18 protein-coding genes are annotated in these 14031 nt (G+C 31.7%); all 18 read left to right on the top strand.

The features are described 5' to 3' along the window. Window positions 1-16 precede the first annotated feature (16 nt). Window positions 17-493: a transcription elongation factor GreA gene (gene greA, locus CD121_RS08440; RefSeq protein WP_017637087.1), complete on the top strand. Its 477-nt coding sequence runs from the start codon at window positions 17-19 to the stop codon at window positions 491-493. Between the two features lie 725 nt (window positions 494-1218). Continuing rightward, window positions 1219-1950 (top strand): 5-oxoprolinase subunit PxpB, encoded by a 732-nt coding sequence (pxpB, locus tag CD121_RS08435; protein ID WP_126567921.1) that lies wholly within the window; start codon window positions 1219-1221, stop codon window positions 1948-1950. After that, on the top strand, window positions 1940-2944 hold the full coding sequence (locus CD121_RS08430) for a 5-oxoprolinase subunit C family protein (protein WP_126567918.1): 1005 nt from the start codon (window positions 1940-1942) through the stop codon (window positions 2942-2944). Before pxpB ends, CD121_RS08430 begins: the two co-directional genes overlap by 11 nt. Before the next feature lie 3 nt (window positions 2945-2947). Beyond that, window positions 2948-3397 (top strand): acetyl-CoA carboxylase biotin carboxyl carrier protein, encoded by a 450-nt coding sequence (locus tag CD121_RS08425; RefSeq protein ID WP_029055716.1) that lies wholly within the window; start codon window positions 2948-2950, stop codon window positions 3395-3397. Between the two features lie 14 nt (window positions 3398-3411). After that, window positions 3412-4773 carry an acetyl-CoA carboxylase biotin carboxylase subunit gene (locus CD121_RS08420; protein ID WP_126567915.1) on the top strand — a complete coding sequence of 454 codons (1362 nt, stop codon included), beginning with the start codon at window positions 3412-3414 and terminating at the stop codon, window positions 4771-4773. After that, entirely contained in the window at window positions 4773-5525 is a 753-nt protein-coding gene (gene pxpA / locus CD121_RS08415; protein WP_126567913.1) for a 5-oxoprolinase subunit PxpA, read from the top strand. Before CD121_RS08420 ends, pxpA begins: the two co-directional genes overlap by 1 nt. Before the next feature lie 11 nt (window positions 5526-5536). Then, a complete protein-coding gene (locus CD121_RS08410; protein ID WP_126567910.1) occupies window positions 5537-6772 on the top strand; it encodes an NRAMP family divalent metal transporter in 1236 nt (411 codons plus the stop codon). A 198-nt stretch (window positions 6773-6970) separates the two neighbouring features. Next, window positions 6971-7657, top strand: coding sequence for a 5'-methylthioadenosine/adenosylhomocysteine nucleosidase (locus CD121_RS08405; RefSeq protein ID WP_126567908.1), 687 nt, complete (start codon window positions 6971-6973; stop codon window positions 7655-7657). Between the two features lie 24 nt (window positions 7658-7681). Continuing rightward, complete coding sequence (locus tag CD121_RS08400; protein ID WP_029055719.1) at window positions 7682-8209, top strand: YqeG family HAD IIIA-type phosphatase; 528 nt, start codon at window positions 7682-7684, stop codon at window positions 8207-8209. Next, entirely contained in the window at window positions 8210-9310 is a 1101-nt protein-coding gene (gene yqeH, locus CD121_RS08395) for a ribosome biogenesis GTPase YqeH (RefSeq protein WP_046466751.1), read from the top strand. Between the two features lie 12 nt (window positions 9311-9322). Continuing rightward, complete coding sequence (gene aroE, locus CD121_RS08390; protein ID WP_029055721.1) at window positions 9323-10129, top strand: shikimate dehydrogenase; 807 nt, start codon at window positions 9323-9325, stop codon at window positions 10127-10129. Between the two features lie 2 nt (window positions 10130-10131). Further along, complete coding sequence (gene yhbY / locus CD121_RS08385; RefSeq protein ID WP_017637098.1) at window positions 10132-10422, top strand: ribosome assembly RNA-binding protein YhbY; 291 nt, start codon at window positions 10132-10134, stop codon at window positions 10420-10422. Continuing rightward, window positions 10422-10994, top strand: coding sequence for a nicotinate-nucleotide adenylyltransferase (locus CD121_RS08380; RefSeq protein ID WP_017637099.1), 573 nt, complete (start codon window positions 10422-10424; stop codon window positions 10992-10994). The genes yhbY and CD121_RS08380 overlap by 1 nt, the downstream gene beginning before the upstream one ends. After that, window positions 10984-11568 carry a bis(5'-nucleosyl)-tetraphosphatase (symmetrical) YqeK gene (yqeK, locus tag CD121_RS08375; RefSeq protein ID WP_017637100.1) on the top strand — a complete coding sequence of 195 codons (585 nt, stop codon included), beginning with the start codon at window positions 10984-10986 and terminating at the stop codon, window positions 11566-11568. Before CD121_RS08380 ends, yqeK begins: the two co-directional genes overlap by 11 nt. Further along, the gene (gene rsfS, locus CD121_RS08370; protein ID WP_029055723.1) at window positions 11569-11922 is read left to right on the top strand and encodes a ribosome silencing factor; all 354 of its coding nucleotides are present in this window, start codon (window positions 11569-11571) and stop codon (window positions 11920-11922) included. Between the two features lie 2 nt (window positions 11923-11924). Continuing rightward, on the top strand, window positions 11925-12644 hold the full coding sequence (locus tag CD121_RS08365; RefSeq protein ID WP_126567905.1) for a class I SAM-dependent DNA methyltransferase: 720 nt from the start codon (window positions 11925-11927) through the stop codon (window positions 12642-12644). A 53-nt stretch (window positions 12645-12697) separates the two neighbouring features. Next, a complete protein-coding gene (locus tag CD121_RS08360; RefSeq protein ID WP_117238994.1) occupies window positions 12698-13375 on the top strand; it encodes a helix-hairpin-helix domain-containing protein in 678 nt (225 codons plus the stop codon). 84 nt (window positions 13376-13459) lie between these two features. Next, window positions 13460-13921 carry a ComE operon protein 2 gene (locus tag CD121_RS08355; protein WP_017637104.1) on the top strand — a complete coding sequence of 154 codons (462 nt, stop codon included), beginning with the start codon at window positions 13460-13462 and terminating at the stop codon, window positions 13919-13921. Window positions 13922-14031: the final 110 nt, after the last annotated feature.

Genomic DNA, 14031 nt, shown 5'->3' with positions numbered 1-14031 from the left:
AAAGGAAGATGACATAATGGAAAATCAAAAACAATATCCAATGACTCAAGAAGGGTATGAAAAATTAGAACAAGAATTAGAAGAATTAAAAACAGTTAAAAGACCTGAAGTAGTTGAAAAAATTAAAGTTGCACGTTCTTTCGGCGATTTATCTGAGAACTCAGAGTATGATGCGGCTAAAGATGAACAAGGTTTTATTGAACAAGATATCCAACGTATTGAACATATGATTAGAAACGCTTTAATCATTGAAGATACAGGCGATAATAATACAGTACAAATTGGTAAAACTGTTACGTTTATCGAATTACCAGGAGACGAAGAAGAAAGTTACCAAATCGTAGGTTCAGCTGAAGCGGATGCATTTAAAGGTAAAATCTCAAACGAATCACCAATGGCGTCAGCATTAATTGGTAAAGAATTAGACGATGAAGTTCGTGTACCACTACCAAACGGTGGAGAAATCAACGTTAAAATTGTAGATATAAAATAATTAACTATTCTAAAAATAGTCGCAACAGCCTGGGACAAAAATCAGTGTCTCAGGCTACAATTATATATAGGCAGTAGTTGACTGATAAAGTAATTCTTTTTTCTTTAGAAATTAGAATTACTTATGCATGAGTGTTAACTCATGTAATCCTTAGTGGAACACCTTAGCTAAAGCTAATGTGTAAGTATCACTAAACTATTAAAATAGTAGTGACACTTTATTTTTCAACTCTAGTCAACCTTGCCGGGGTGGGACAACGATAAAGAAATACTTTTTCTTTAGAAATTAGTATTTCTTACGCATGAGTTCAACTCATGTGTTCCATTAATGTACACCTTAGCTAAAGCTAATGTGTAAATACTACTAACCTAATAAAATTAGGAGTAGTGCTTTATATTTCTGTCCCACTCCCTTGCGCTTTTTTGGAATGTTTAATATTTAAGTGAGACATTTGAAAAATCTTTTAATTTAATGCAATCATTTTAATAAGGAAAACTTATTTGGTGATAACGATTACAGTGACAAATTAAACTTATTATGATTAAATATAATAAAGAATTTTTTGAATAGTTAGTAATTATTATTAGTAAATGTAAATCTTAGAATGAATTGAGAAATTGGTTATTACTAATAATTAGAATAATTTATTAAACAATCACGCAAATAAAATGATACAATAATATAGCACAACAAACTAGTCCTATAAAAGGGGAGGAATTGGTAAGTTGGAAACTAGATTGATAAATGAACAATCTTTAATGATTTATTTTGATAATGAAATTACTAAAGATACATATAATAAAGTAAATAAATTAGTTCAATATATTAAGGAACAAAATCATAAAGAAATCATAGATATAGTACCTTCATATAGAGCTATTTTGATTTCGTTTGATAATACAAGTATTGATGGCACTAAATTAATTGAAAATTTAGAACTTAATCAATTTAATGACTCAGAATCAAATCAATTACAACAACGAAAAGTAGTAACAATACCCGTAGTATATGGTGAAGAATTTGGACCTGATTTGGAAGAAGTTGCCTCTAGCAATCAATTAACAAGTGAGGAAGTAATCCAGATACATACACAACAACCCTACTTAATATATATGTTAGGTTTTATGCCAGGATTTCCATACCTAGGTGGTCTAGATGAACGTATACATACACCTCGTCGTTCAGAGCCAAGAGTAAAAATTGAGGCAGGATCAGTTGGTATTGCGAATAACCAAACTGGTTTATATCCTTTAGATTCTCCAGGTGGTTGGCAAATTATTGGACGTACGCCGCTAAAAGTTTTTGATTTAGATAGAGAGCCAATGACAATCTATGAAGCTGGTGACTATATTCAATTTAAAGCGATTACACAAGATGAATTTGAACAAATTCAAGCAGATATTAATGCTGGAAATTTTGAATTAGATAAGTGGGTGACTTACGACAATGAGTATTAAAATTATAAAGCCAGGCTTGTTCACAACCGTTCAAGATGAAGGAAGAAAAGGCTATATGAATTTAGGTTTTTCGGAAGCTGGCGCACTTGATAAATTTAGCTATTTGATTGCTAAGCATCTAATCGGTAATGAAGGCCCTTCACTTGAATATACAATTGTAGGCCCATCTATACAATTTTTAAGTGATAATTCATTTACCATTACTGGTGGACAGTTTAATGCAAAATTAAACGGGAACCCTATACAGACACAAGTCATCTATGAAGTTCATCAAGGTGATATTTTGGAAATCGGTAATGCTATTAAAGGCGCTCGAGGTTACATTACATTTGGTCAACCATTGGATATACCAAAAGTTGCAAATAGTTATGCAACGCATACTAGAAGTAAAATGGGTGGCTTTAAAGGTCGTGCATTAAAGAAAGATGATGTTATAGATACAGTATCATTACCTAAATATAAGAAATATGTAGGTCAAGCTGCAGAAATAAATTTAAACTATGAAGACAATGTGATTCATATTGTCGAAGGGCCACAAATTGAAGCTTTTTCAGAAGAGGCTAAAGCAAAATTAGTTGAAAATGAATTTATTATCTCAGATATGTCAGATAGAATGGGATTTCGCTTAAAAGGTGAAAGTATCCCACCCGAAGAATCTGCAGATATTATTTCTGAACCAGTAGCCTTAGGCAGTATCCAAGTTCCAAATGATGGAAACCCTATTGTATTATTAAATGATAAACAAACTGTTGGGGGCTATACAAAAATTGCAACAGTAACACAACTAGGATTAAATAAATTAGTTCAATTACAACCAGGAGAAGCTGTGCAATTTAAATGGATATCAATTGAAGATGCTATAAATGAATCTGCAACATTTAACGAGCAATTTGAAGACGAATTATCAAATATACAAAAACAACCGCTATACGAACTATCTATGTTAAGACAAACATCAAAAAAATTAGCGAATCTACTTAAAGGAGATATTTAATCAATGAATACTAAAAAAATAGAAGAAATCATTAAACTAGTCAAAGCTAATGATGTGAAAAAATTTAAATATAAAGATTTTGAAAGTGAAATTGAATTAGATTTTACAGAAGGACAAGTATTAGCACAGCCTACCAATGTACCTCAAGCTCAAAATGGTGCGACATCAAATGGTGTAAATCAACAAGATTCTCAAAAAACTGATGTTCAATCTGAAGAAAATGCGATCAAATCACCAATGGTCGGAACATTCTTTTTACAAGATAGTAAAGAATTAACAGAACCTCAAATTAAAGTCGGCGATAAAGTAGAAAAAGGCGATGTTATTGGTTACATTGAAGCTATGAAAGTAATGAATGAAGTTACTAGTGATATTGCTGGTGAAGTAGCTGAAATTGTTGTCGATCATGGAACTAATGTTGAATATGACCAAGTTTTAGTAACGTTGAAGTAAGGGGGTACAAGTAAATGTATCGATGTTTAATTGCAAACAGAGGGGAAATTGCTGTTAGAATTATTCGTGCCTGTAGAGAGATGGGCATTGAAACTGTAGCAGTATATGCTAAAGGAGATGAAGATAGCTTACATGTAGGATTAGCTGATCAAGCAGTTTGTATTGGTGAAGCAAATCCACTAGATAGTTATTTAAATATTCCTAGAATCATAGGTGCTGCAGAGGTAACTGGTGCGAATGCTATTCATCCGGGATATGGATTTTTATCTGAGTCAACAACATTCGCTAAAGCTGTAGAAGATAATAATATCAATTTTATCGGACCTAATAAAACAACTATGGAAATGATGGGAGATAAAATTACAGCTAGACAAACTGTTGATGGTGCTGGAGTTCCTGTTATACCTGGTTCAACAGATGAAGTTAAAACTGTAGAAGAAATAAAAACACTGGCAGAAGACATTGGTTATCCTGTTGTTTTAAAAGCTGCAAGTGGTGGCGGTGGTAAAGGAATACGTATTGTTAAAGAACCTGACCATCTTGAAAAAGCGTTAAAAGAAGCTAAAAGTGAAGGACAAAAATACTTTAATGATGACCGAGTATATGTAGAAGCCTTTATTCCTGTTGCTAAACATATTGAGGTTCAAATTATTGGAGATGGAAAAGATAATTTTGTTCATTTAGGAGAACGTGATTGTTCAGTACAAAGAAAAAATCAAAAATTAATTGAAGAATCTCCATGTGCTGCACTAACTGAGGAAAGACGCCAACGTATTTGTGATGATGCAGTTAAAGTTGCTCAAGCTTCAAATTACAGAAGTGCAGGTACGATTGAGTTTTTAGTTACTGAAGATGCACATTATTTCATTGAAATGAATGCAAGAATTCAAGTAGAACATACTGTTACAGAAATGCGTGCTGACAGAGATTTATTACTTGCACAACTTTATCTACTACAACATGATGAGCTTCCTTTTAAACAAGAAGACATTAAGTTTAATGGTCATGTAATTGAGGCAAGAATCAATGCTGAAAATCCTGAAAAGCATTTCCAACCAACACCAGGTAAAGTAAATGCATTACACTTACCACAAGGTTTTAACGTTAGAGTAGATTCACTTCTATATCCAGGATATAAAGTATCTCCTTATTATGATTCTTTAGTAGCAAAAGTAATTGTAAAAGGTGCAGATAGAGCTAGCGCAATTCAAAAGTTAAAAGTAACTTTAGATGAAATGGTTATCGATGGTTTTACAACAACAGCAGATTTCCTTTATGCAGTATTAAACTATCCTGCATATTCAGATGGAGACGCAAAAGATGTTGATATTAAATTCCTTGAAAAACATCAAATAAGTAAAGGAGTGGAATTATAATGCAAATTGATTTAAATTGCGATTTAGGCGAAGCATTTGGTAATTATTCTTTTGGTGGAGATAAAGATATTCTTCCTCTAATTACATCAGCAAACATTGCTTGTGGTTTTCATGCTGGTGATGCGAATGTAATGAATGAAACAATTCAATTAGCTAAAAAAAATAACATTGGTATAGGTGCACATCCAGGTTTACCTGATTTACAAGGTTTTGGTAGACGTAAATTAGATATGACACCTGATGAAATATATAACATTGTAGTATACCAATTAGGCGCATTAAATGGCTTTTGTCAAATACACGACGTTAAAATGAATCATGTTAAGCCTCATGGAGCATTGTACCAAATGGGTGCTAAAAATGAAGCTATAGCAAATGCTATTGCTAAAGCAGTTTATGATTTTGACTCAAGTCTTGTATTTGTTGGTTTAGCTAATACATTACTTATTTCAGAAGCAGAAAAAGTTGGATTAAAGACAGCTTCAGAAGTATTTGCAGATCGTCGATACGAAGATGATGGTCAACTTGTAAGTCGTAAAGAAACGGATGCAGTGATTACTGATTCTGAAGAAGCATTGGAACAAGTTGTAAAAATGGTAACTGAGAATAAAGTCATTTCAAAAAATAATAAGGAAATCGCTCTTCAAGCAGACACAATATGTGTTCATGGAGATGGCGCACATGCGCTTGAATTCGTAACAAAAATAAGAGAAAAATTAACGAAAGAAGGCATTGATATCCAAACTTTATAGGGGGTTTTTAGATGGGAGAAAAACTATCATCAAATCACAATGGGAAAGCTCAATTTACTAGAAATCATAAAAGGTTGTTATTAGGATCTGTATTTTTGATGGCTACATCAGCTATCGGTCCAGTATTTTTAACACAAACAGCAGTATTTACTGCACAATTTTATGCTAGTTTTGCATTTGCTATTCTCATTTCTATAATTATTGATATTGGAGCTCAAATAAATATTTGGCGTGTACTTGTTGTAACTGGTTTAAGAGGCCAAGAAGTATCTAATAGGATACTGCCTGGTCTTGGAACAGTAGTCTCGATTTTAATTGCATTTGGGGGCTTAGCATTTAATATAGGAAATATAGCCGGAGCAGGTCTTGGACTAAATGCGATGTTTGGTATAGATGTAAAATGGGGTGCTGCGATAACTGCTATTTTTGCTATCTTAATATTTGTTAGCAAAAGTGGTCAAAAAATTATGGATGTTGTGTCTATGATTTTAGGAGTTGTTATGATCCTTGTTGTAGCCTATGTCATGGTAGTGTCCAATCCGCCTTATGGTGATGCACTAGTACATACATTTGCTCCTGAACATCCAATTAAGTTGATTTTACCAATTATCACACTTGTAGGTGGTACGGTTGGTGGTTACATAACTTTTGCTGGTGCCCATAGAATTTTAGATTCTGGTATAAAAGGTAAAGACTTTTTGCCGTTTGTGAATCATTCAGCTATTGCAGGTATTTTAACTACTGGTGTGATGCGTACTTTACTATTCTTGGCAGTTTTAGGTGTTGTTGTAACTGGTGTTACATTAAGTTCTGAGAATCCACCAGCTTCAGTGTTCGAACATGCGATTGGACCAATTGGTAAGAACATTTTTGGACTCGTTATTTTTGCAGCAGCAATGTCCTCTGTTATTGGATCAGCTTATACAAGCGCAACGTTCTTAAAGACAATGCATAAATCTTTGTTCAATAAAAATAATTTAATCGTTATTTCATTTATCGTTATTTCAACTTTAATCTTCTTGTTTATTGGTAAACCAGTTAGCTTATTAATCATAGCAGGCGTAATAAACGGTTGGATTTTACCGATTACATTAAGTGTAATTTTAATAGCGAGTAGAAAGAAATCGATTGTTGGTGATTATAAACACCCTACTTGGATGTTAGTGTTCGGAATTATTGCAGTATTAGTAACTATCTTAACTGGCATCTTCTCATTGCAAGATTTAGCTAGTTTGTGGAAAGGCTAAGATTGTAATATTAAATTAAGATAATAAATATGCGTTAATATTATTCATTTAGTTAATAAATGTGTAGTATTAACGCTTTTTTTTTATAACTTAAAACATACGATTATATATTAGTTAAATACTAACCTATTGTCGTTGAAAGCTATAAAATGTGATAGAATAACAAATGCTAGTATAATAAGATAAGGTGGGACAATAATGATAGGTATTATTGGTGCAATGGAAGAAGAAGTTGCCATTTTAAAAGATAAATTAGTGAATTTAAGCGAAATTAATGTAGCGCATGTTAAATTCTATAAAGGTGAACTTAATCAAAAAGAAGTAGTCATTACTCAAAGTGGTATTGGTAAAGTTAATGCAGCTATTTCTACAACATTACTAATCGAAAAATTCAATCCAAAATACATCCTAAATACAGGTTCAGCCGGAGCACTAGATGAAAACTTATCTATAGGAGACGTATTAATCAGTGATAATGTAACTTACCATGATGCAGATGCTACAGCATTTGGCTATGCATTGGGTCAAATCCCACAAATGCCAGAAAAATATGAAGCAAATCAAAATTTAATAAATGAAACAAGTGAAGTTGTAAAACAACAAAATTTAAATGCTAAAGTTGGGCTTATTGTAAGTGGTGATAGTTTCATAGGAAGTGCAGAACAAAGAAAAACGATAAAAACTCAATTTAGCGACGCAATGGCTGTTGAAATGGAAGCAACTGCTATCGCTCAAACATGTTATCAATTTAAAGTTCCATTCATCATTACGAGAGCTGTCTCTGATTTAGCTAATGGCGAAGCAGATATGACATTCGAGGAATTTTTAGGAAAAGCAGCTGTTTCATCTAGTGAAATGGTAGAATTATTAGTCGGAAAATTATAATTAAAGAGTAAAGGTGACAATTCAATGGGTATTATTAAACATTATTTTATGCCTAATGCATATGTAAAGTCAGTATTCGAAATCAATGTTGATAAATTGGCTGAAACTGGTGTAAAAGGTATTATCACAGATTTAGATAACACACTTGTAGGTTGGGATGTTGTCGCGCCTACTGAACAAATTAAACAATGGTTTAAAGAAGCAAGAGAAAAAGGCATACAAATCACAATTGTTTCAAACAATAATGAACAACGTGTAGGTGAATTTTCAAAAGATTTAAATGTAGATTTCATTTGTAAAGCTAGAAAACCGATGGGTAAAGCATTTAAAAAAGCAATTAAACAAATGAGCATCAAACCTAGTGAAACAGTGGTAGTTGGTGACCAAATGTTAACAGATGTTTTTGGTGGTAATCGTAATGGTTTATATACGATTATGGTTGTACCTGTTAAACGTACTGACGGGTTTATTACCAAGTTTAATCGCTTAATTGAAAGAAGATTATTAAATCACTTCAGGAAAAAAGGTTATATTAAATGGGAGGAAAATTGATTGAGTGATGAATTGAAATGTATAGGTTGCGGCGCACCATTGCAATCAGAAGATAAAAACGCACCAGGTTATGTACCGGAACATAATATGTTTAGAGAAGATGTTATTTGTAGAAGATGTTTTCGATTAAAAAATTATAATGAAGTACAAGATGTAGGACTTGATAGCGAAGATTTTTTAAATTTACTTTCTGGATTATCAGATAAAAGCGGTATCGTTGTTAATGTCGTAGATGTATTTGATTTTGAAGGTTCATTTATTAATGCAGTTAAACGCATTGTTGGTAATAAAAAAGTTATTTTAGTAGCTAACAAGATGGACTTACTTCCAAAACAAATTAACAAACGTCGTGTAAAAGAATGGTTGAAACGTTCTGCTAAGAAATACGGTCTTGAGTCTGAAGACGTTGTACTCATTTCAGCTGAAAAAGGACAGGGTATTGAAGATCTATTATATTCAATCAATAAACATCGTCAACAGGAAGATGTCTATATTGTAGGTACAACTAACGTAGGTAAATCAACATTAATTAATAAATTGATAGAGCTTAGTGTAGGTGAAAAAGATGTTGTCACAACGTCTAGATTCCCAGGAACTACATTAGATATGATAGATATTCCATTAGATGAAAAATCATTTATGTTTGATACACCTGGTATTATTCAATCACATCAAATGACTCACTTTGTCACAGAAAAAGAATTAAAATTAATTATGCCTAAAAAGGAAATCAAACAAAGAGTATATCAACTAAATGAAGGACAAACATTATTCTTTGGTGGTTTAGCTCGAATTGATTATGTTTCAGGTGGAAAAAGACCATTGATATGTTTCTTTTCAAATGAATTAAATATTCATAGAACTAAAACAGAAAAAGCCAATGATTTATGGAAAAATCATATTGGAGATTTGTTAACACCACCTCATGATCCTAATCAATTTAATATGAGTGAAATGAAAGCTGTTCGATTAGAAACAGGCAAAGAAAAACGAGACGTAATGATTTCTGGACTAGGATTTATTACAATTGATGCTGGTGCAAAAGTTATTGTTAGAGTACCTAAAAATGTAGATGTCATTTTAAGAAATTCGATATTATAAGGAGGGATAAACGTGAAATTTGCAGTAATTGGACATCCAATTTCACACTCTTTATCACCACTTATGCATACTGATAATTTTGCATCTTTGGGTTTGAATTATACTTATGAAGCAATTGATATACCTGAAGATCAATTTCATAACATTAAAGAAATAATTAAAGAAAGAAAATTAGATGGATTTAATGTTACGATCCCACATAAAGAACGTATTATTCCATTTTTAGATGAAATAGATTCACAATCTACAACTGTTGGTGCTGTTAATACAGTAATGGTACGTGACGGTAAATGGATTGGATACAATACAGATGGGATAGGTTATGTTACTGGCTTGCGTCAAGTTTATAATGATTTAGAAAATGCATATATATTAATTTTAGGCGCTGGTGGAGCTAGTAAGGGTATAGCAAATGAATTAACTAAATTTGTTCAACCGAAATTAACGATTGCTAACCGTTCGATGAAACGATTTGAGTCATGGCATTTAAATGTTAATCAGATAACTCTAGAACAGGCTGAATCCCACTTAGATGAGTTCGATATTATTATTAATACAACACCTGCTGGTATGGATAATAATCAAGAATTACCCATCAGTCTCAAGAATTTAAACACAGACACCTTAGTAAGTGATATCGTATATATTCCGTATAAAACACCAATTTTACTAGAAGCGGAAAATAAAGGTAATCCGATTTATAATGGATTAGACATGTTTGTATATCAAGGCGCTGAAAGTTTCAAAATATGGACTGGATACCAAGCCGATATTAAAATGATGAAACAATCAGTAATAGATAAATTAAAAGGAGTTTAATTATGTTAACTGGAAAACAAAAAAGATATTTACGTAGTTTAGCACATAATACTGATCCAACCTTCCAAATTGGTAAGGGTGGTATAAATGAAAATATGATTAACCAAATTGACGATACTTTAGAGAATCGCGAATTAATTAAGATACACGTATTACAAAATAATTTTGATGATAAATCAGAACTTGCTACTGCATTAAGTGATGCTACGAATAGTGAAGTTGTTCAAATCATAGGGTCTATGATTGTTTTATACAGAGAATCAAAGGATAATAAAGAAATTACGTTACCATAATGAAAAAGAAAATTATTTTATATGGTGGACAATTTAACCCGATTCATATCGCTCATATGATGGTAGCTAGTGAAGTGTATCATGTCATCAAGCCAGATGAATTTTATTTTTTACCAAGTTATATGTCTCCTTTAAAAGAACATTCTGATTTCCTAGAAGCACCACAACGCATTAAAATGATAGAGTTAGCAATTGCTACTTTAGGTTTTGGTAAAATTAGTGAAGAAGAAATAGAAAGAAAAGGGCAAAGCTATACTTATGATACGTTATCATCATTAATAAAGTCACATCCTAATAGTGAATTCTACTTCATTATAGGCACTGATCAATACGATCAATTAGATAAATGGTACAATATTGATGAATTAAAGAAATTGATTACATTTATAGTGGTTAATAGAGAGAAAGATGTACAGTCTGTTGAAGAAGGTATGATATCTATCACTATTCCTAGAATGGATATTAGTTCTTCAATGATACGTGAACGTGTTAAAGCGAAACAGTCTATTCAAATATTAGTTCCTCAAAGCGTTGAACATTATATTCGAGAGGAAGGATTATATGAAAATTGAAAATGCTATAGAGTTAGTCAAAGAGAAATTGCCAGAAAAGCGATTTAAACATTCACTTAGAGTAGCAGAGACAGCTGTAAAATTAGCAGAAATCTATGATGGCGATAAAGATAAAGCTGAACTAGCTGGTGTACTTCATGATTATTGTAAATATGATGATTTAAGTACTATGTATCAAACAGTGAGACAGTATGATTTAGAATCTGATTTATTGAGTTACGGTGGAGAAATTTTGCATGGACCGGTTTGTTCAGCAATAATGGAAAATGACTTTGATGTCAAAGATGAAGAAGTTTTGTTAGCTATTAAATATCATACAACTGGTCGTCAACAAATGACAAAAACAGAAAAACTAGTATTTATAGCTGACTATATAGAGCCTGGTCGTAAGACTCCAGGAGTTGAAGAAATCAGAGATATGGCATACAATCAAGGTAGCTTAGATAAAACAATTTATGAAATTTCTAAGCGTACAGTACTATTTTTAATTCAAAAAGATATTACAGTTTACGGTGCTACGATTGCTTGTCTAAATTATTATAACTATAGTGATGAAAGAATAAAGGATGATTAAATGAATTCAGACAAATTGTTAAACATTGCTGTTGATGCAGCAGAGAACAAAAAAGCAGAAGATATTATTTCTCTTAATATGCAAGGTATCAGTGATATGACAGATTATTTTGTTGTATGTCATGGTAATAATGAACGTCAAGTTCAGTCAATTGCTAGAGCTGTAAAAGAAGCAGTTCATGAACATGATATCGATGTTAAACGAATGGAAGGTTATCAAGATGCAAGATGGGTTCTAATTGACCTTGCCAATGTAGTTGTTCATATCTTCCATAAAGATGAACGATCTTATTATAATATTGAGAAATTATATCAAGATGCTCCAATCGAATCATACGGACAGGTTGTTTACTAATTATGTCTCAATATGAAGAAATGAGTTTGGTTTATGATCGACTCACACAAGATCAACCTTATGAATCATGGTTTGATATAGTTCAATTTTATGCTAATCATCATGCCGATATCCTTGATATTGGATGTGGTACAGGTACATTAACATGTATGTTAAATGATTTAGGAAATGTTAGTGGCATGGATATTAGTCCGGATATGCTTTCCATTGCCTCTCAAAAATCTAATCAAATCAATTGGTTAGAAGGAGACATGACGAATTTTCAATTAGATCATCAATTTGATATTGTTACTATTTTTTGTGATTCATTAAACTATTTACCTACATTAGACAATGTTGAAGATACTTACAAATGTGTTTATAACCATTTGAAAGATAACGGTTTGTTAATATTTGATGTACATACCGTTGCTAAAATGACTACATTATTTAGTGACCAAAGTTATATAGATGAAGCAGAACATTTATTTTTAGGATGGGATGCTCTAAAAGGCGCGGAACCATTAAGCGTTATTCATCAAATGTCATTTTTTATTGAAAGAGAAAATGGTTTATATCAAAGATTTGACGAAGAACATTATCAACGTACATTTGAAAAAGATGTGTATACTCAATTATTGGAAAAATGTGGATTAACTTTAGTCAAAACGTTTACAGATTTCAATATGAATCAAGATGATGAACAGGCAGATCGATTATTTTTTGTAGCTCAAAAACATTAAATATAAAGTAAAATCACGCTGACATACGTTAATTAGTATGAAGGGGTGATTTTTTGCTTTCTAAATTAACACAATTAATAAAGATTTTGACACCGTATCAACTATATATTGGAATTGGAATAGCAATTATTTTTATAGCAGTTTTATCTTATTCTATGAATCATAATGAAGACAAAAGTCAACAAACATATGTTGAATCAAATACAGATAGTTATAGTAATAAAACAGATAAAAAAGAAACTTTATCTAAACGTCATCAAGGCGAAACTAAAGATTCTGATGCAAAAAAGGAAAATAAAGTTATATACGTTGACATAAAGGGGGCAGTAAAGCATCCCAATGTATATAAAATGAACAGTTCTGATAGAATCATTGACTTGTTAAAGAAAGCCCAATTAAGTAATAATGCTGATACTAAACAAATTAATTTATCAGAAAAATTAATAGACCAAAAGTTAATTTACATACCTGAAAAGGGAGAAAAGACTTCTCAAAATATACAAGAACAAATTACAACTAATACGGTTGATAGTACACAATCAACTATTAATTTGAATGTAGCGACAGAAGAGCAATTATTGAAAGTTCCTGGTATAGGTCCTTCTAAAGCCAAAGAAATTATAGATTATAAAAATAAAAATGGTGCTTTTAATAGTATAGAAGATTTAAAAAACATAAAAGGATTTGGACCAAAAACATTTGAAAAATTAAAGGCTTATTTTACTGTGTAATAAGAGTTGCATTTGCATTATGATTTTAAAATGAGTAAGCTATAATTATTATTTTAATTAAGTACGATGGAGGCATAGATCATCATGGAAAGAATAAAATGGGAAGAATATTTTATGGCACAAAGCCACTTATTAGCATTAAGATCAACTTGTCAAAGATTATCAGTTGGCGCGACGATAGTTAAAGACAACCGTATTATTGCAGGCGGTTATAATGGATCCGTAGCTGGTGAAGTACATTGTATCGATGAGGGTTGTTTGATTGAAGATGGCCATTGTATAAGAACTATTCATGCAGAGATGAATGCGTTATTACAATGTGCAAAGCAAGGTGTATCGACTGAAGGTGCAACAATTTATGTCACACATTTCCCATGTCTTAATTGTACAAAATCAATCATTCAAGCAGGAATAAAGACGATTTATTACGCTGAAGATTACCATAATCACGAGTATGCCATGAAGTTACTGGATCAATCTGGAATAGAATACAAAAAAATTCCATTTTCACCAGATTATGTTGCAAAGTATTTAACTCAAGGTTAAGTTTATTGTTTTATATTGCAATATCATTTCTAGTAGGGATACTTTGGTTATTTAACAAAGTGCTCTCTACTTTTATACTTTGTATGCTAATGTTTCTATTAATAAGAAAA

This window comes from Staphylococcus pasteuri, from assembly GCF_003970495.1.
Lineage (GTDB): Bacteria > Bacillota > Bacilli > Staphylococcales > Staphylococcaceae > Staphylococcus > Staphylococcus pasteuri.
This window is presented reverse-complemented; position numbering and strand designations above follow the sequence as displayed.